General features: G+C 47.6%; 18 protein-coding genes. 10 read left to right on the plus strand and 8 right to left on the minus strand.

Annotated features, from left to right (window positions below; all coding sequences use genetic code 11):
* The first annotated feature begins 123 nt into the window (after positions 1–123).
* Positions 124–2,205 (plus strand): cation:proton antiporter, encoded by a 2,082-nt coding sequence (locus FD01_RS02340; RefSeq protein WP_056962461.1) that lies wholly within the window; start codon positions 124–126, stop codon positions 2,203–2,205.
* A gap of 43 nt (positions 2,206–2,248) precedes the next feature.
* Here FD01_RS02340 and FD01_RS02345 read toward each other — a convergent pair whose 3' ends face one another.
* Together FD01_RS02345 and FD01_RS02350 are read right to left on the minus strand one after the other, a co-directional pair.
* The gene (locus tag FD01_RS02345; protein ID WP_054717230.1) at positions 2,249–2,428 is read right to left on the minus strand and encodes a hypothetical protein; all 180 of its coding nucleotides are present in this window, start codon (positions 2,426–2,428) and stop codon (positions 2,249–2,251) included.
* Positions 2,421–2,741, minus strand: a complete 321-nt coding sequence (locus FD01_RS02350) for a hypothetical protein (protein ID WP_054717233.1) — start codon at positions 2,739–2,741, stop codon at positions 2,421–2,423. The genes FD01_RS02345 and FD01_RS02350 overlap by 8 nt, the downstream gene beginning before the upstream one ends.
* 119 nt (positions 2,742–2,860) lie before the next feature.
* Here FD01_RS02350 and FD01_RS02355 point away from each other — a divergent pair, with 119 nt between their 5' ends.
* From FD01_RS02355 to FD01_RS02375, 5 genes are all read left to right on the plus strand, one after another.
* Complete coding sequence (locus tag FD01_RS02355) at positions 2,861–3,532, plus strand: histidine phosphatase family protein (RefSeq protein WP_082611656.1); 672 nt, start codon at positions 2,861–2,863, stop codon at positions 3,530–3,532.
* A gap of 189 nt (positions 3,533–3,721) precedes the next feature.
* Positions 3,722–4,369: a TetR/AcrR family transcriptional regulator gene (locus FD01_RS02360; protein ID WP_056962462.1), complete on the plus strand. Its 648-nt coding sequence runs from the start codon at positions 3,722–3,724 to the stop codon at positions 4,367–4,369.
* Complete coding sequence (locus FD01_RS02365) at positions 4,362–6,089, plus strand: ABC transporter ATP-binding protein (RefSeq protein WP_056962463.1); 1,728 nt, start codon at positions 4,362–4,364, stop codon at positions 6,087–6,089. Before FD01_RS02360 ends, FD01_RS02365 begins: the two co-directional genes overlap by 8 nt.
* A complete protein-coding gene (locus FD01_RS02370; RefSeq protein WP_056962464.1) occupies positions 6,089–7,969 on the plus strand; it encodes an ABC transporter ATP-binding protein in 1,881 nt (626 codons plus the stop codon). The genes FD01_RS02365 and FD01_RS02370 overlap by 1 nt, the downstream gene beginning before the upstream one ends.
* A 117-nt stretch (positions 7,970–8,086) precedes the next feature.
* Entirely contained in the window at positions 8,087–8,269 is a 183-nt protein-coding gene (locus FD01_RS02375; protein WP_054717236.1) for a hypothetical protein, read from the plus strand.
* A 1-nt stretch (position 8,270) separates the two neighbouring features.
* Here the strand turns inward: FD01_RS02375 and FD01_RS02380 are convergent, their stop codons facing one another.
* Positions 8,271–9,017 (minus strand): flavodoxin family protein, encoded by a 747-nt coding sequence (locus tag FD01_RS02380; protein WP_054717239.1) that lies wholly within the window; start codon positions 9,015–9,017, stop codon positions 8,271–8,273.
* Between the two features lie 130 nt (positions 9,018–9,147).
* On the opposite strand from FD01_RS02380, the gene FD01_RS02385 reads away from it, so the two are divergent.
* A complete protein-coding gene (locus FD01_RS02385; protein WP_056962465.1) occupies positions 9,148–10,122 on the plus strand; it encodes a serine hydrolase domain-containing protein in 975 nt (324 codons plus the stop codon).
* 36 nt (positions 10,123–10,158) lie between these two features.
* Positions 10,159–11,130: a mannose-6-phosphate isomerase, class I gene (gene manA, locus FD01_RS02390; protein ID WP_056962466.1), complete on the plus strand. Its 972-nt coding sequence runs from the start codon at positions 10,159–10,161 to the stop codon at positions 11,128–11,130.
* 246 nt (positions 11,131–11,376) lie between these two features.
* Here the strand turns inward: manA and FD01_RS02395 are convergent, their stop codons facing one another.
* From FD01_RS02395 to FD01_RS02410, 4 genes are all read right to left on the minus strand, one after another.
* Entirely contained in the window at positions 11,377–12,966 is a 1,590-nt protein-coding gene (locus tag FD01_RS02395; protein ID WP_056962467.1) for an APC family permease, read from the minus strand.
* A gap of 84 nt (positions 12,967–13,050) precedes the next feature.
* Positions 13,051–13,812 (minus strand): hypothetical protein, encoded by a 762-nt coding sequence (locus tag FD01_RS02400; RefSeq protein WP_056962468.1) that lies wholly within the window; start codon positions 13,810–13,812, stop codon positions 13,051–13,053.
* A gap of 3 nt (positions 13,813–13,815) precedes the next feature.
* Entirely contained in the window at positions 13,816–14,520 is a 705-nt protein-coding gene (locus tag FD01_RS02405) for an ATP-binding cassette domain-containing protein (RefSeq protein WP_056962469.1), read from the minus strand.
* On the minus strand, positions 14,504–14,881 hold the full coding sequence (locus FD01_RS02410; RefSeq protein WP_056962470.1) for a GntR family transcriptional regulator: 378 nt from the start codon (positions 14,879–14,881) through the stop codon (positions 14,504–14,506). The genes FD01_RS02405 and FD01_RS02410 overlap by 17 nt, the downstream gene beginning before the upstream one ends.
* 227 nt (positions 14,882–15,108) lie before the next feature.
* Between FD01_RS02410 and FD01_RS02415 the strand changes: the two genes are divergently transcribed.
* Positions 15,109–16,038: an L-lactate dehydrogenase gene (locus tag FD01_RS02415; RefSeq protein ID WP_056962471.1), complete on the plus strand. Its 930-nt coding sequence runs from the start codon at positions 15,109–15,111 to the stop codon at positions 16,036–16,038.
* Between the two features lie 85 nt (positions 16,039–16,123).
* Positions 16,124–17,503 carry an MFS transporter gene (locus tag FD01_RS02420; RefSeq protein ID WP_404820716.1) on the plus strand — a complete coding sequence of 460 codons (1,380 nt, stop codon included), beginning with the start codon at positions 16,124–16,126 and terminating at the stop codon, positions 17,501–17,503.
* 50 nt (positions 17,504–17,553) lie between these two features.
* Here the strand turns inward: FD01_RS02420 and FD01_RS16880 are convergent, their stop codons facing one another.
* Positions 17,554–18,543: a rhoptry family protein gene (locus FD01_RS16880; protein ID WP_152164774.1), complete on the minus strand. Its 990-nt coding sequence runs from the start codon at positions 18,541–18,543 to the stop codon at positions 17,554–17,556.
* Positions 18,544–18,684: the final 141 nt, after the last annotated feature.

Raw genomic sequence — 18,684 nt, forward strand, 5'->3', positions numbered from 1 at the left:
GCGAAGAAAGATTCCGTCGAATCAATCTTCGCCATTAAGCTTAGTCTGTTTGTGTGTCCAAAATTTGGCCGACCGCCAGCCAATGGTATACTAAAAACAAAAACATTGAGGAAGGAGCCTGCTATGCATCTGATCGAAGCAATCATCTTATTGTTGATCTTGGTGATTACATCAAATGTCATCAATCATTATTTGGTGGCAGTGCCAGTGTCCCTGATTCAAATCACCTTAGGCTTAGTGGTGGCATTGGTCTTCCATGTTGAAGTCGCGATGAATACCGACTGGTTCATGTTGGTGTTCACAGCGCCGTTGCTTTTTAACGACGGGCGACACTTTCCTAAACGAGAGTTATGGGCATTGCGTGGGCCAATCATCGGCAATGCCATTTTCCTGGTCTTTGCGACAACGTTTATCGGTGGCTTTTTCATTCATTGGTTGATTCCGGCGTTGCCTTTAGCAGCCAGTTTGGCCTTAGCCGCGATCTTAAGCCCGACTGACCCGATCGCAGTGCAGTCGATCGCCCAACGGGTCCACTTGCCTAAAAGCATTTTACATTTGGTCAGTGGCGAAAGTTTGATCAATGATGCCAGTGGCTTGATCGGGTTTAAATATGGGATTGCTGCGACTGTCACCGGTAGCTTTGTGGCGACGCAGGCAGTAGGCGATTTCTTTTTCGTCGCCATTGTCGGTGCTGTTGCCGGCTTGTTGATGATGTTGGCACTGAATGCCTTGCGGGTGTGGTTGTTGCATCAAGGGATCAATGATGTGATTTTGCACACGGTGTTGAATCTGACCACACCCTTGGTGATCTACTTAGCCGTTGATGAAGGCTTACATGCTTCAGGGGTCATCGCGGTTGTGGTGGCAGGCTTGTTGAACAATGCGCGAGGCAATCGGTATGTGCAAGCATTGCCTGAGTTGCGCATTGTGACGGAGCGGACCTGGGACATTGTCGTCTATTTGCTTAACGGGATTATTTTTTTGATTTTAGGCATCGAATTGCCAGTGGCGATGCATGCAACGATTGCAGCACGAGACGTTAACACGTTCCAAGCGTTGTTTGATGTGGTTTTGATCTACTTAGTCGTGCTCGGGTTGCGGATTGCTTGGGTATGGGGTTATCAGCACCTTGGGCATCAGGATCATGTCGGGTTTAAAACGGCGTTGTTATCCGGTTTGTCTGGTGTCCGTGGAGCCATCACGTTGGTTGGGGTTTTAGCGGTGCCGTTAACCTTGGCTAATGGCGATGCGTTTCCAGCGCGGCACTTAATGTTGTTCATTGCCGCAGGATTTGTGATATTAAGCTTAATTGTGGCGGTGATCGGCTTGCCACTGCTGACAGCTAGTCGGACGCCGTTGACGTTACGTGGTTCGACGGTGTCCACAGATGAAGATGAAGTTGATGGCGATGCACCACGGGCTTTGACCTTAGCCCAAGCACAACGCTTCTTATATCAAATGGCCGTGCGGCGCATTGAATCCGAACGCCGCGAAGGCAACCAGAAACCCGCCTTAGATCTGATTACCGAATATCAAAATCTGATCCGGCGGGTGGATCTACAAGCGGATACGTCAGAAGACGATATTCCTCCGATCGTCAAAGATGAATTGATCTTACGTGGCATCGGCTTAGATGGCGAACTCAAAACCTTGGCGGAACAAAAATCCACGCTGGATCCCAAGCACTATGCCAAAGTCAAAAAGCACTTGGTGAATCGTCGTGCTGACATTGACGCGATGCTTGCACACCGCGGGCGCAAAACGTTGCGCATGCACCTGGCGAAGTGGCGGCTGAGTCTGTTGCAAAGCTCAAAACGTCTGATTGGACTGCGGCATCGCAATAGCGCCAAAGCTCAAGCTAAGTTGACCTTGGAAAAAGATTTGGCCAAAGGTGGGTTAAAATATTTATCGGCTTACTTGAAGCGTCCTGATCAACGGCATCATCAATACAATCGCCAAGTGATTTATGCCTTGATCGTGCAGTATCGCAACCGCATCGCCAGTGTCAAAGCCATTGCAACGCACAAATCCACGCAGTATGAAGGCCAATTGCAACAATTACGGGCGATTGCCTTGGCTGCTGAACGCGCGGCGATCCATGAGCTGTTGACTCAAGGGTATATCGATGCGCATTTGGCCCAACACCTGAGCCAAGCCGTGAATAATACGGAAACTGCTGCGGCATTAAGCGCTGAAGAGGCATAAAAAGAGCCATTCACTTGATTGTAACAATCAAGTGAATGGCTTTTTATTGTTGGTGCCATAAAAATAAGGCATATAATAAGGTGATGATCGCATACACGAGACTGGCGATGCTGAGATACAGCAACCACGGCCAGCCCATCACGGTTTGTCCGATCCAAAACAAGAATGCCAAGATACTGGCTTGAATCGTGCGCTGCAACATCGCTTGGGTGGCTTTATTCAAAGCTGACCTCGACGAAGTTTTGTTGGGCCTCAGTGATGTGACTCAAAGTGATCCACAACTCTTGCGGGACCGGTGGTTCATCAGGGTCGATTTGTTGGGCCATCCAAGTGATCAATTCAGGATGGTTGGGGATGAAGTCATCATCCAAGCGCGTGGCTTCTAAGCGGTCATCTGGAAATACCTGATGTTGGTAAGGGAAGATGATCGTATCAGGTAAGCGGAAGGCCACCACGTTTTGTAAACCCCGAGCGACTGGTTGGTAAACGCTTGGGTGGGTGTGCAAATAAGTTAAAAGCATTGGCGCAATTTTCACGATGAGACCTCCGACTTTAGTCTGTATGGAAACTATCGCATTTATGATAGCATGAAAATTAAGCGAGAACAAAATCAAGTTGATGAAACCGATTTCTCAATTCCTTTGGAGGATGCCAGATGACAATACAATTATATTTGGTTCGCCATGGTGAAACCCCAATGAATCAAAACAATCAGTTGCAAGGGATCACCGACATGCCGCTGACCCCAAAAGGACGCCAACAAGCCCAAGCAACTGCGGCCTTGCTTGCAGGTGTCCCCTTTAGCGCCGCTTATAGCTCGGATCGTCTGCGAGCAGTGGATACTGCTGAAATCATTTTGGCGGAGCATCCCAGCGTTGTGCTCCATCGCCGGGCCGGTTTGCGCGAATATTACTTTGGCGGTTTGGAAGGGGTGACCAACAATCAGCTGATTTCAGCTTCGTTGGCGCGCTATGGTGTGAAAACCATGACTCATGCCTGGACGCGTGGCGAACGCTTTGCGCAGTTAATTCGCAACTTTGAAAAAATGGATCATACCAAACAAGCTGAATCATTACCTGAACTGCGGCTGCGCGTGCAAACCAGTTTTGCCCAAATCGTTGCGGCTCAGCCTGATGATGCCAAAGTGCTAGTGGTTGCTCATGGCGTATTTTTAAGTGCGATGGTGGACTTGATCGCTCCGGAAAAATTACCGGCGACCTTATTGAAAAATGCCAGTGTCACCCGGTTAGACGTGGCTGACGGCGCGTGGCAAGTGCGTGGGGTGAACCTCACGTCTGCCAGTGAATTAGCAAAAGCAGATGCTTAACCCTCTGCAATTAATTTACAGAAAATGACAGAATCCGTCTCAAGTCTGTTGCAATTTAATTTGACCCGCGTATAATGACAAGTTGTCACATGACAGATTGTCATGAAACCGCGAGTGCTCTCACGGCGTTGATTGTTTCCATAAAATCAACGCCGTTGTTGTGAGCACAATGTCAGAAAGGAGTAGCCAATGCCAAAACCAACATTTTTCCGGCTGCCTGAAGAAAAACGCATGCGCCTGGTCAAAGCTGCTTATGCAGAATTTACCCGCGCACCTTTTGCCGATGCCAGCATTTCCAACATCATTAAGGATGCAGGCATTCCGCGAGGTAGTTTTTACCAATATTTTGAAGATAAAAGTGATATTTTCTTCTATTTATTAGATCGGATGCGTGACAATGCGCAAGACTGGATGCAACGGATCTTAAAGGAACAAAAAGGAGACTTTTTTGCCACCGCTGCGATTCTCTTTGATAAAGCCATTGATTCCTTAGTGGATGGGCCTTATGCGCTGTTTTATCGTAATGTCTTTATGTATATGGACTTTCATTCTGCGGCCAAGTTGACCCCAGCAGTGCATCCTCCCAAAGGTAAAGGCCAATTAGTCGACTTGTTTGTCGCCAATATCGATCGTACGAAACTTGATGTGCAGTCTGATGATGAAGTCCGGATGCTGGTGCATTTGGTTTTAGGCCTGTTTATGCAAACCATGGGCTATTATTACAATCACTTAGCTGATGGTGAGGAAACTTCCGTGCTCGCCTTGAAGAAACGCATAGCGCAATTATTACAATGGCTCAAATATGGGGCAATTAAAAAGGAGGAAGCACATGATTAAACTTGCCAAAGGCCGCATGTCGGCAGTGGCAGTCCTCGGGGCAGTCTTATTTATGGTGGTGCAAGTCATCGCTAGTCTTTACTTACCGAACTTGACTTCAGACATTGTCAACAATGGGGTTGCCAACGGGGATGTCAATTACATCTGGCACACTGGGATCAAAATGATCTTATTTTCCTTGTTGAGTATTTTAGCGGCGGTGGGGAATGTCTTTTTAGCTTCCCGGACCTCACAAAAGCTTGGCCAAAATGTGCGCCATGATGTTTACAAAAAAGTCTTGAACTATTCTCATGACGAAATGGACACCATCGGCACCAGTTCCTTGATCACGCGGACCACCAACGATGTCACCCAGCTGCAAAATGCCTGGATGATGATCTTGCGGATGATGATCATGGCGCCGATCATGTTAGTTGGTGCCAGCTTCTTGGCTTATCAAAAAGACCATGCCTTGACGGCGATTTTCTTGGTTGTCATTCCGATCATGCTGATTTTCGTCGGCGTGTTAATGAAGTTTGCGGTGCCATTGTTCCGCAAAATGCAGGAAAAAACCGATAAAATCAACTTGGTCTTTCGTGAAGGCTTAACCGGCGTGCGTGTCATTCGGGCCTTCCGCCAAGATAACTTTGAACAACAACGCTTTGATGTGGCCAACCAAGACTACACGCAAAATGCGGTCAAGGTTAACACCATTATGGCCTTGGCCTTGCCTGTGATGACCTTGATCATGTCAGGGACCAACATTGGGATCATTTGGTGGGGCGGTCATTTGATCGGCCAACAAGCTTTGCAAACTGGGAACATGATCGCCTTCATGACTTACGCCATGCAGATCTTAATGAGTTTCATGATGCTGGCGATGATTTTGATGTTCATTCCGCGGGCGCAAGCTTCTGCTGTGCGGATCAATGAAGTCTTAGATCAATCCAGCCCCATCGACTCACCAGCCGATCCTAAAGCTTTAGGGGACACCCCAAGCTTACAATTCGACAACGTGGATTTCCGTTATCACGGCGCTGAACAACCCGCGCTTTCTGGAATCGATGTCGATATGAAAGCTGGGCAAACTTTGGCGATCATAGGGGGTACCGGTTCTGGTAAAACCACGATGATCAACTTGATCCCACGTTTTTACGATGTGGAAAAAGGTGCTGTTAAAGTTAACGGCACACCGGTTCAAGATTTAGATCTTAAAGCGTTACACCAAGCCGTGGCCTTCGTGCCGCAAAAAGCCGTCTTGTTCTCAGGTACGGTGCGCGAAAACATGAAGTACGGGAATCCTGATGCCACTGATGACCAAATCTGGCATGCTTTGGAAATTGCCCAATCGCGTGACTTCATTGCCGAAAATCCTGAAGGTTTGGATTATCACGTTGAACAAGGTGGGGGCAACTTCTCTGGTGGGCAACGGCAACGTTTGGCCATTGCGCGGGCATTAGTCAAAGACGCCAGCATTTATGTCTTTGATGATTCGTTCTCCGCTTTGGACTTCAAGACGGATGCCAACTTACGTCAAGCTTTGCGTGACGATGAACAAATTTCCAAACGCGTGGTCGTCATTGTCGGCCAGCGGGTTTCAACCGTTGCCGACGCTGATACTATCGTCGTGTTAGATGATGGCAAAATGGTTGGTCGTGGGACGCATGCTGAACTTAAAGCTTCCAACACCACGTATCAAGAAATCATCAAGTCGCAAATTCGAGAGGGGGATGAAGCCTAATGGCAGAAAAATCACAATCCAGCCGGCCAAACGGTGGCATGGGCCATGGTCCCGGTCCTCGCGGTGGCTTAGTGGAAAAGCCGAAGAACTTCTGGGGCACAGTGACCCGCTTATTCGGTTACATGAAGAGCCGGATTTGGGGTATTTTCATCGTTTTGATCTTCGCAATCGCCTCGACGGTTTTCCAAATCCAAACGCCGAAGATTTTAGGGAAAGCCACTACGGAAATCTTTAAAGGCTACATGAAAGGTGTCGCTGAACAAAAAGCCGGCATCAAAATGGCCGAATTCCCGATCGACTTTACAAAAATCAAAAATATTGTTATTACCGTTATCTTGATGTACTTAGCATCTGCATTGTTTAGCTTCTTGCAACAATACATCATGACCCGCGTGGCGCAGCGCACCGTTTATGATTTGCGCAAAGAGCTCAAAGATAAAATGAAGCGCGTGCCAATCAACTACTACGACACGCATTCCAATGGGGATATCATGTCGCGGGCGATCAACGATATGGATAACATCGCCTCAACCTTGCAGCAATCCTTGACCCAAATGGTGACCAGTTTGTTCACCTTTATCGGGACGTTGTGGATGATGCTGTCGATTTCTTGGAAGTTGACCTTGATCGCATTGGTCACCATTCCATTGTCTCTGGTCGTGGTTGGCATCATTGCGCCGAAGTCCCAACGCTTCTTCGCTGCGCAACAAAAAGCTCTAGGCTTGTTGAACAACCAAGTTGAAGAAAACTTTGCGGGCCAAGTGGTGTTGAAGTCCTTTAACCGTGAAGAAATTGCCATGCAGGCGTTTGATGAGGAAAACGAAAAGTTCTTCTCCGCAGCTTGGAAAGCGCAGTTTGTTTCTGGGGTGATCATGCCATTGATGACCTTCTTAAACAACATCGGTTATGTCTTTGTCGCCATTGTCGGTGGTGTTGGCGTGACCAACGGGACGGTTACTTTAGGGGATGTGCAAGCCTTCTTGCAATACACCCAACAGTTCTCCCAACCAATTTCGCAATTGGCGAACTTGGCCAACACGATTCAAAACACGGTTGCTTCTGCGGAACGTGTCTTTGAAGTCTTAGATGAAAAAGACATGGAAGACAACCCATCTGGTGTGCCTGCGGTTGAAAATGATCCGAACAAATTGGTGATGGATCATGTGAAGTTCGGCTACGATGGCTCAGAATTGTTGATGACCGATTACAATCTGGAAGTCAAACCAGGCCAAATGATCGCCATTGTCGGCCCAACTGGTGCGGGTAAAACCACGGTGATCAACATGCTGGAGCGGTTCTATGATGTCAAAGGCGGCTCGATTCGCTTAGACGGTGTGGATACGCGCGACATGTCTCGTGAAGATTTACGCAGTCACTTCGCCATGGTCTTACAAGACACTTGGTTGTTCACCGGCTCTATTTGGGACAACTTGAAGTATGGGAATGAAAACGCAACGGATGAACAGATCCTTGAAGCTTCCAAAGCCGCCCATGTGGATAACTTCGTCCGTCAATTGCCTGATGGGTATAACACCATTTTGGATGAATCCGCATCAAACATTTCCCAAGGTCAGCGTCAATTGTTGACGATCGCGCGGGCGTTTGTTGCCGATCCTGACATTTTGATCTTGGATGAAGCCACCAGTTCTGTGGATACGCGGACTGAAGTGCATATCCAACATGCGATGAGTCGCTTGCTCAAAGGTCGGACGAGCTTCGTCGTGGCGCACCGGTTGTCCACGATTCGCGATGCTGACAACATCATCGTGATGAATCACGGTTCCATTATTGAAACTGGGAACCATGATAACTTAATGGCGGCCAACGGCTTTTATGCTGACTTGTACAATTCTCAATTCTCTGGGAATGTCGCTATTTAACGCTGAACCCTTGAGTCCAAAACGGCTCAAGGGTTTTTGTTTACCAAAAAATCCATCATCAGTCGGATGACTGGCGATGGATTTGGCGTAAGCTTGAGGTTAAAGGAGTGGTTAACTGTGAATAATAATTGGTTGAATCGGCAATTGCATGATCCTAGAGGCTTATTGTTTGGCATTTTGATTTTTCTGGGGTGGTTATTGGTGCTTCGGCATTTTCCTATTGTCGGTTGGGGTATTTTCTTAGTCGTTGTGGCAATTGTGGTCATTATCTTGTTTCAAGCGATCAAGAAAAAACGCTAAGTCAGCGATGCTTGTGCCGCATAAACGTCGCATAGTGCAAGATCCCAGCTAACAAGCCAAAGAAGATGATAACGAAACTGATGTAGCGCCACCAAAATCCTGATAGTGGTAACAATAATTGTAAACTCATGGTGATCAATGCCATCACTGCTACCATCACAAATAAAAGTCCATAGCGTTTCATGGTTTCATCATCCTTTCGCACGCGCCTGGGAAGCTTTACCGCTAATTGCTCGGCAGTCTTGAGCTTGGCAGGCGGCAGTTCGCTCATGCCCCAAGTGTGAGGCAACACCAATTCTCCGGCTTTGCGCAAACCTGCCGTACTCATTGCCTTATCCAAGGTGGTCAAACACGCATCGGTTTGGTGGGTAAACGTATTGTCCCAACCGCTGGCAAAACAACTGGACACGATGAGATACACCTTGCCACGATACTTGCCAGGCAAAGAATCGCCTTTTTGGGTCATGCGAATGATCCGAGGGCGCAAACAATCCAAGGCTTGTTTCAATGGACCAGCCACACTGCCATAATAAGTCGGACTGATCAATACCCATATATCGGCATGCGCAAGTTTGGCTTCCAAAGCATCTAAATTAAGATTGGTTTCGCCTGGCCGGTCTGGATGCAAAAAGCGGGTATTCAAATCGATAAATTCGCTGGTACCTGGAATGGCGGTCAATAAATGTTGGGCTAAGCGGGCAGTGAGTCCTTTTGGATTATGCCCGCCAAATAATGCGACTGTATGCATTTTCAACACCTCAACAAGAAATTACCAAGGGCTTGTTAGGTTGTCAACGCGTCAACACCAGCCTTAGATGCGCCCAGCCACAATTTTTTTAATGACGTGGTAAAATGGAGCTCAGATTGGATGTGGCGAAATGACGCAGGTAAAACAAATGCTCCAACAGTTAGTTTCAGATCAGGTGGTACCCGGCGTGTCAGCGGCAATTTTATCCGGCCAACAAGTTTGGACTGAAGTGATCGGGGATGCGCAGTGGTTACCCATGCGCAAGCCATTGCGACCAGGCATGGCCTATGACCTGGCGAGTTTGACTAAAGTGTTAGGCACCACGACGGTATTTTTACAGGCGTTAACGGCAGGAAAAGTCAGCGTGGATCAGCCGATTCATGACTGGCTTCCGGAATTTACCCCAGCGACCACTTTTCGGGCAGCATTGACTCATACCAGTGGTTTAGAAAGCTATATTCCGCATCGCGATGAATTAGCTGCACCAGCTTTGCGCCAAGCACTGATCGATACCTTAAAGCCAACCGGTCCCAAAACTGTGTTGTATCGCGACTTTAATTTATTGTTGGTTGGCTGGGCGTTAGAAAATATATATTGCGATGCAATTCAGCACTTGATTCAAACCAAGGTGCTTGAACCTTTGCAGCTCAGTGGCGCGAGTTTTCATCCAGATCCGGCGATGACGGTGCCGACAACTTATGCCAACGGCCACTTGTTGCAAGGCGTCGTCCATGACCCTAAAGCCCGGATTTTAGGGGAACATGCAGGCTCTGCCGGCCTGTTTGCGACCTTGCAAGATTTGATCAGCTTTACCCTATATGCGTTTGGTCAACGCACAACGCCAGCTTTTCCGATGCGTCAGTTTGCCGATTTGACGCAAGATTTTGCTGGCGGGCGCTCACTAGGTTGGGACTTGCGGCATGATGCGACCGGTGGTACTTGGCTATATCATACCGGCTATACCGGTGGCTTTTGGCTGATCCAACCGCAAGCCAAACAAGCGTTGATCGTGTTGTCCAATCGCGTGCATCCACAGGTCAATGCCAACTTTTTGGTCCGAAGAGATGAGATCGTCGCGCAATATCTCCAAGACGTGGTAAAATGAAAGCGGTAAAGAATATATGTTTTCCAGGAGGGTACAATGACTGAACCATTATTCCTAGCACCTGTATTTCATGAAAAAATTTGGGGTGGCCGCAAGCTTGAAACTGAATTCGGCTACCAGATCCCTGACGGCAAAATCGGTGAGTTGTGGGCGATCTCCGCTCATCCCAATGGGCCTTCAACCATCGAAAACGGCCCGTTAGCCGGCAAAACATTGACCCAAGCCTGGGCAGATGATCAAGATTACTTCGGCCATCAAAAATCCAAAGTGTTCCCGTTGTTAACTAAAATCTTGGACGCCAATGCTTCATTGTCTGTGCAAGTGCACCCAGACGATGCCTATGCAGCAGCGCATGAAGCCCCAGGTGAGCTCGGCAAGACAGAATGCTGGTATGTGATTTCCGCAGAACCAGGTTCTTATTTGATCTACGGCCACCATGCCAAGACTCGCGAAGAATTAGCTGATATGATCCACTCTGGCGATTGGGATCACTTGCTGCGCAAAGTCCCAGTTAAAACTGGGGACTTTGTCTATGTGCCAAGCGGGACCATCCACGCCTTGAACAAAGGCATCATGGTCTTGGAAACCCAACAATCTTCTGATACGACTTATCGCTTGTACGATTATGATCGCACGGATGCCCAAGGCAACAAGCGTGAATTGCACTTACAACAATCCATCGATACCACGACTGTCCCATCAGTTGATCCAAAGCTTGATATTCAAACTGAGCAAAAAGATGATGCGACGATCACGACTTTCGTGCAAGCGCCAATTTCACCATTCTTCTCAGTCGAACGCATCCAATTAAATGGGAAGTTACATCAAACGCCCAAAGCGCCTTACACCTTGGTTTCTGTTTTAAAGGGTAACGGTGAATTTACTGCCGATGGCAAGTCATTCCCAATTAAAAAGGGTACCCACTTCTTGATTCCTAACCAAATCAAGGCATGGGACTTCTCAGGTGACATGGAAATCATTACGTCCGAACCAGGTAAGGAAGCCTAATGGCCAAAAGCGTCGCATATGTGGCGCTTTTTTTGCGCCATTGAATTGACATCCGGTGTCAGTTCAGGGACACTGATAACAAAAATAGGGGGTCTAGACATGGATGTCTCATATCCAGACGGTATTTTTCTTGTTCTCAGTTACCTGGTGATGATCGGACTTATCGTTGGCATGATTGCGCTAGGGGTTGCCTTGTATCACTATTTGAAACGACATTAAAAAACCTCGCCATAATTGGCGAAGTTTTTAGTCGCGGGAAACCCGTTGATTCACTTTTTCGGCAGCGGCAAGATCAGTAGTCGTCCAAGAATGGATCCCCCATTGATAAAAGCCGAAGCTGACGATGCCGATTACCAAGAAATCCCAAGGGTAGTGGATCCAGTTGGCCCCGTTGAATTGATGGGCGCCAGCATAAGACATCACGGAGATGAAGATCAAATAACCGAACATCCAAAGCGCAGGCTTAATGGCTTGGCGTAATTCTTTGAAGCCCATTTTCCATTCATAATAGAAGTAAAACGGTAAACCGACTAAAATGATCAAAATGACTTGCACAGTAGTCGGCCACATCGCCCAGTAGACGGCTAAGCTCGTGAGCACAAAGGCAATCGGTGCGATGATCGGCAAATGTTTCAAACGGACTGGCCGATACAAATGCGCCCCGAGCTTGCGCAAGGAAACCGCCGTGACTGGCCCAGTGAGGTAGGCAATCAATGTGGCGGTGGATAACACCGTTGCCAGGACGGCCCATGAACGGAAAGTGGACACCATCACGATCGACAATACTGTGTCGGCAAGCATTGCCATGCGGGGGATGCGGTATTTCGGATTGAGCTTGCCTAAGAAATGTGGCAGATGATGATTGGACTCCAAGGCAAATAAGGCACGTGCAGCCGTGGCAGCAAACGATACCCCAGTGCCAAATGGCGAGACAAAAGCATCCATGTACAACAGCACGCTTAACCAATTGAGGCCTAGCAACATCGCCAAATCCGCAAATGGTGAGGTGAAGTTCAGTCCGTGCCAGCCGGCAGTGGCAAGCAAGTGGGTTGGCACGGCGGTGATAAACGTTGATTGTAACAAGACGTATAAGATACCTGAAATTAATAAGGAAATGGTGATTCCACGTAAGATATTTTTTTCTGGATGCTCAATTTCGGCACCCATGTTGATAATCGTTTGAAAGGCGTCAAATGAAAAAATGATCCCGGCGGCACTGGTGGCACTAAAAATCGCGCTGGTACCATAAGGAAAGAATTCATGCCAAGAGGTGCCATAGTTTTGCGGATGAAAGCCAGATAGGGTCAACAACACGATTGTCAATAGAGGCATCCCGATTTTGAAAATCGAAATCAAACTGGTGAAATGAGTGAGGACTTTGACCGACCAATAGTTCAATAAGGTGAACACGATGATGAAGCCAAAGACGACGAATAATCCAGCATTGGTGATCACGCCATTAGCCATTAAACCATGCGTCCATTTTGCCCAAGCCCATGGCCACGTTGACATATATTGAACGGCGGCGACGGCTTCAATCGGGATCAAGGTGATCAGCGACACCCAATTGGCCCATGCGGCGATAAAGCCGAGGAGTGAGCCGTGCGAATATTGAGCGTATTTACTCATGCCACCAGCTTCTGGAAACATCGCGCCGATTTCAATGTAAGTGTAGGCGATGATCCCGATCACCAAGCCGCCGACCAGCCAAGAGAGGATAGCGGCAGGGCCAGCGATTTTCGTGGCTTCCCAAGCGCCAAAAAGCCAGCCGGATCCGATCAATGACCCTAAGGCCAACATCACCGACTGGAAAAGTGAAATTTTTTTAATGTGCATGTTGTGCTCCAGTGTTTTCAAAGATATTTTCAGTGTACTCGTTGTATGAACGCATGTCACGTTTTGAGTCACACTGGCACAAAATCATGCCACCACTGAAGTCTCAACATAGCGGTGCAGCAAGCTGGTGATCCCTAAAGTGGTCAACAGCCACACGCCGAGCAGTTCAACGATTTGATAGCCTAAACCGGCAGGGGCGATGGTGACTAAACCGATATGGTACAGATAACCTATTCGCCATTTCGGCAAAAACAAAATTCGGTAGCCTTTGAGGAGTAGCTGCACAAAAACCAAGACGAATATCGCTAACATAATGGAGACTAATGCGCTGACCAACAGTTGTTTCAGTAAAGGCAGCCGGGCTTTTAAGGTGAGGGTCATTAAGTGAATGAAGCTGATCACGCCCCAGCCTGCTAATAAACTTAACGAGATCGTCAACAACCCGATCACAGCCACAGCAACAGGATTTAAGCCAGGTAAATCGTCAATTCTTAAATTGCGATGTCGGTCGATCATGGTTGCGCCCCACAGGATCAGGACCTGACTGCCTAATAAACAGATGACAGCCCCAATATTGGCCAGGTTGGTGGCCCATACCAATTGACTGGTGCGCAACGGCAAGCGGCGATAACGATCATGCCGCCAGATTTGCTCATTGAAGAAAGTAAAAACGACAAATAGTCCGATGATCAAAAGCAAGGCGTAAAGCGATAAGCTATCAGACACTTGGACTGGGCGAAAAAAATGCACAATGGTCATCACCAGCAGTTCCAAAACTTCTGGAATCAAGCATAAACCGAGGATGATCAAGCGGTGTTTGGTGAGGGATTTGGCTAAATTGATCATGGCTTAGTCCTCCTTTTGATAAAAGCTTTGGAAGTATTCGCTGATACTTTGACCACGTTGTTCGCGAATTTGATCTGCGGAAGTATCTGCTTGGATCGTGTGGTGGTGTAAAATCATCACACGATCAATTAAGTTGGCAATACTTTCGACATGGTGGTCGGTCAATAACACACTGGCGTTTTCTGGGAGAAATTGCAGCAAGCCCTTTTGCAGTTGGGTTTGATGCATCAAGTCCAGCCCGTCAAAAGGTTCATCTAATAAGTAAAGGGGGACGCGATTGGCCAAACATAATGCCAGTTGTGCTTGCTTGCGTTGACCCTTGGAAAGTTCATCGAGATGCTTTGCCGTCGATAATTCAAAGAATTCGCAAATGGTTTCAAACTGTGCCAAGTCAAAATGTGGCCATAAAACACGCGTTGCCTGCGCATATTTAAGCAATCGCTGATGGCTGTGGCGCAGGTCGTGATCAAAATTGGTGCTGATGGCAGCTTTGATCGCAATGGGATCAGTTTGTTCAGAAACGTGAACAGTGCCAGTAAAATCTGGGATCACCCCGGCGATGATACGCAACAAAGTCGTTTTGCCAGCGCCGTTTGCACCGAGTAAGGCAACGATTTGATTGGGACTCACAGCAAAATTCACACTGTCTAAGATCACTTGTTGATGACGACGAAAAGCAATGTCAGTCAGTTCAAGATTTGGGGTCATGATTTTCCTCCTCAATATAATCTGCCAAGGCTTGTTGCATCGACGCTGGGGATAAGCCGAGTTTTTCGAGTTGGTGGTAGTACCAAGCGACTTGACCAGACACGACGCGGTGTTTCAACTGCTTGATCGTATCATGGTCAGTGGTGACGAAATTGCCCAATCCGCGTTTGGAAAACAGCACACCTTCTGTGATCAATTCTTGCAGGGCGCGTTGAATCGTGTTGACATTGACGGTTAAATCAACGGCTAATTGACGGACCCCAGGAAGCTTATCGCCAGGTTGTAGTTGCTGGGTGATGATTTGCTGATAGAAATATTGTTTGATTTGGTAATAAATCGGGATGCGGTCGTCGAATTTCATCAGGGCCTCCAATCGTTAGTGTCATAGCTTTCTATTACACTATATCACAGCGCTTACAAAACGAAAACCCAGCACAATAAATTTTTATCGACGAAACACATCAATGCCGTTAATCCACAGACTGACGCTTATATTTAAGAATTTACCTTATAAAAAATAATACAGATTCAAATGTTCTTTAATACAAGGGCTGAAAGCGCTATACTAAAGTTGAGGAGGGTTTAACGATGAAAACAGCAAACATTCTTTTGATCGGCGACGGGGCGATCGGCTCCAGTTACGCCTTTAATTTATTAACTGCAGGAATCGGCGGGAGTTTAGGGATCATCGATGTGAATGCCGCACGCGTACAAGGGGATGTCGAAGATCTCGTCGACGCTTTGCCGTATACCGGCCAAAAAAATATTTATGCCGCGACTTATGCTGATGCCCAATACGCAGATTTGATCGTGATCACGGCTGGGGTGGCGCAAAAGCCTGGTGAAACCCGGTTGCAATTACTCCAAAAAAATGCCAGCATCATCAAATCCATCACCAGCCAAATCATGGCGAACCATTTTGATGGGATCATTCTCGTCGCTTCTAATCCTGTCGACGTGTTGACAGAACTGGTTTTACAACTGACCGGTTTACCGAAAAACCATGTGTTAGGTTCTGGGACTGCTTTGGACTCTGCCCGCCTGCGCTCTGAAATCAGTCGGCGCTACAATGTCGACGCGCGTTCGGTGCATGGCTATATCATGGGCGAACACGGGGATTCCGAATTTCCAGTGTGGGATTACACCACGATCGGTGGCCAGCCGATCAAACAATTTGTCTCTGGCGCACGCGCTGAACAAGATCGCGAGGCCATTGGTGAACGGGTCAAAACTGCTGCTTATTCGATCATTGAGAAAAAAGGCGCAACTTTCTATGGTATCGCTGCCTCTTTGACCCGGTTAACAGCAGCGATCGTCAATGATGAGCGCGCCGCTTTTGCAATGTCTGTGCACTTGGATGGCGAGTACGGGTTATCCGGTGTCTCAATCGGCGTGCCGGTGATTTTAGGTGGCGACGGCCTCGCCCGGATTTTACAGTTGAAACTGAATCCTGAAGATCAAAAGCGCTTGGCAGATTCTGCCCAAGTTTTAAAGGACAACTTAGCTGCTGTGCTTTGAAAATTGAAGCCAAGTCGACTACACTGATCTCAGACTTGGTAGCGTCTCAAAACACTCCGCATATTTGATATGAAGGAGTGTTTTTGTGTTGAATCAAAGTGTTTCTTGGCGTCAAAAAGGCGCAATTTTAGCTTGTGGCCTATTATCATTTGTGGGAATTTTGGTCGAAACGTCGATGAATGTGACGTTTCCGACCTTAATGCAAGACTTTCACGTGAGTTTAGCCACGGTGCAGTGGTTGACGACGGCATATCTGTTAGTGGTGACGATCGTGATGAGCACCACGGCTTACGTGTTGGAACGCTTTCCCCCGCGAAAATTATTCGGTTTAGCAGTGAGTTTGTGTCTGCTTGGGGGATTAGGTTGTGCTTTCGCGCCGAGTTTTTTGTGGTTATTGATCGGCCGCTTGATGCAAGCCGTAGCCACTGGGATTTCGACGCCGTTAATGTTTCAACTGATTTTTGCCACCATTCCTAGACAAAAACTCGGCTTATATACTGGCTTTGCTAGCGTGATCGTCAGCTTAGCCCCAGCACTTGGCCCGACATATGGGGGCATTTTAACTAGTTGGTGGTCTTGGCGTGGCATCTTTTGGGGCATTATGCCGCTGTTGGTGATCATTGCGGTGTTAGGTTTGTGGGCGATTCATGGTCAAGCGCAAGGCATTCATGCACAACGCTTTGATTTCATTGGTGTCGCGTTGTTAGCATTGGTATTTACCAGTATCGTTTTAGGCTTTGATGCCGCTGGCGTGCATGGTTGGCTTAGTGTGCGTTTTGGGGTTTGGGTACTAGTTGTGATTGCATTGATTGCGCTGCTAGTGGAATATGCTAAGCACAGTACGCGGCAGATCTTTGACTATTCCATTTTAAAGCAAAGCCTTTTGACCAAACGCTTGGTGAATTATTTTGGTTTGCAGTTTATCAATATCGGCTTAGCGTTCACGCTGCCGTTGCTGGCACAAAACGGATTGGGCGCCGGGGCTTTTGCCGCCGGTTTGATGTTATTGCCAGGGGCATTGATTGGGGCTGTGGTTGCCCCGATTGCTGGGCGCATGTATGATCAACACGGCGCCAATGGGGTGTTGCTGTTTTCTGCTGGTACTGCCATTGTGGCAATGCTCGGATTTATCGTTTGGCATCAGAGTTTAACGGTTTTCACGATTGCAGGATTGTTCATCATTTTGCGCTTGGCATTTAATTCAGGGTTCGGCGTGGCGTTGTCTGATGCTTCCAAACAAGTGAGTGGTCCCCAAAAAGCAGATCAAAATGCCTTGTTTTCCATGATGCAGCAATACGCAGGCGCCTTAGGAACCAGTGTGATGGCCGCGGTGATCGCCAATTTACAACGTGACAATGCGCCAAAGCTGGCGACGATCAATGGTGCAGGGTTTGACTTTATCGTGCTACTTGGTGTGGCCGGCTTGATTTTGTTGGCGACGATCAAGGCAATGAAACAAGAATAAGTAAAAAATGCTCCGATTTGACGGATAAGGTCAAATCGGAGCATTTGTCATTATTGGTCGACTTTGGCAACCATCACGGAAGGGATCGTAATGTCGCCGCCCATTGTGGATTCATAGGTGACCAAGCCTTCAGAAACACCGGAAATCGTGATGTAATCATCTTCAAGAACGCGTGATGTCACACTGGAAGAGGACCATTCACACAGCATCATGTGATCGTAATCGCCATTGATGGCCAGACGCACTTGGACCGTGCTGGAATCTGAGTCTTCAAGCACTTGCGCCACTTCGCCGTAGAATTTCACTTTCTTCCCTTCATAAGAGTCAGGGGTGCGGGCAAGTTGATCATAGGTGATGCCCGTATCGTAACCTCGCGCTTCTTCTTCGGCTTTCTTTTTGGCGACCGCCGCAGCTTCAGCAGCTTCTTTTTTGGCTTGTGCCGCATCGGCCGCAGCTTTTTTCTCTAGCTCGGTAATCTTGTTTTCAAGTGTTTTTAAACTGGATTCATCGACATATGCTTTTTGAGTTGGTGAAAGCTGTGAGAAGGCTTTGCGGACAGCCTGAACTTTAGCTTTATCGTCCACCGTCAACGTATATTCGCCAGGCAAAGCGTCTAAGGCATCGGTGACTTTCTGGGCAGCGGCTGCATCTTGCGTCCGCTTTTTGGCATCCGCCTTGGCCAAGTTTTCATAAGGCGCCATTTTATCATGATATTTATCGTTTTCATCTTGAAGCGTCGCAAGGTCATCAGCTTTTTCCTGATAATTTGATTGTGACTGTTGCAAATGAGCCGTAGTGCGATGTTGTTTTGCTGCCAGCACGCGATACTGATGTTGCAAATTGCCGTTTGTGATCCAAGTGCCCAGTACAATTAAGCAAAAAAGTGTCCCCAGACTCAAGAAAGCGCGTTTGAAATTTGCCGAGTAACGTTCATTCCGCCAAACTAACCACAACCCCAATGGCAAAACCAATAAAACTGCTAACATTGTCCCTTGATCTGTCTGTAGCCAGCGCCAGGCGCGGTTGAGATAGGTCTTCATAAAAATATACCCCCGTAATAAATCTAAATTATTAGTGCGAGTAATAGCATATCAAAAATATTCATATGAATCGAGAAGAATATTTAACCGCAAATTGCAAGAACAAGTTAGCCACCCCATGGCACGACACCGTGAGATGAA

The sequence above is a fragment of the Lacticaseibacillus manihotivorans DSM 13343 = JCM 12514 genome, from assembly GCF_001435035.1.
GTDB classification, from domain to species: Bacteria; Bacillota; Bacilli; order Lactobacillales; family Lactobacillaceae; genus Lacticaseibacillus; species Lacticaseibacillus manihotivorans.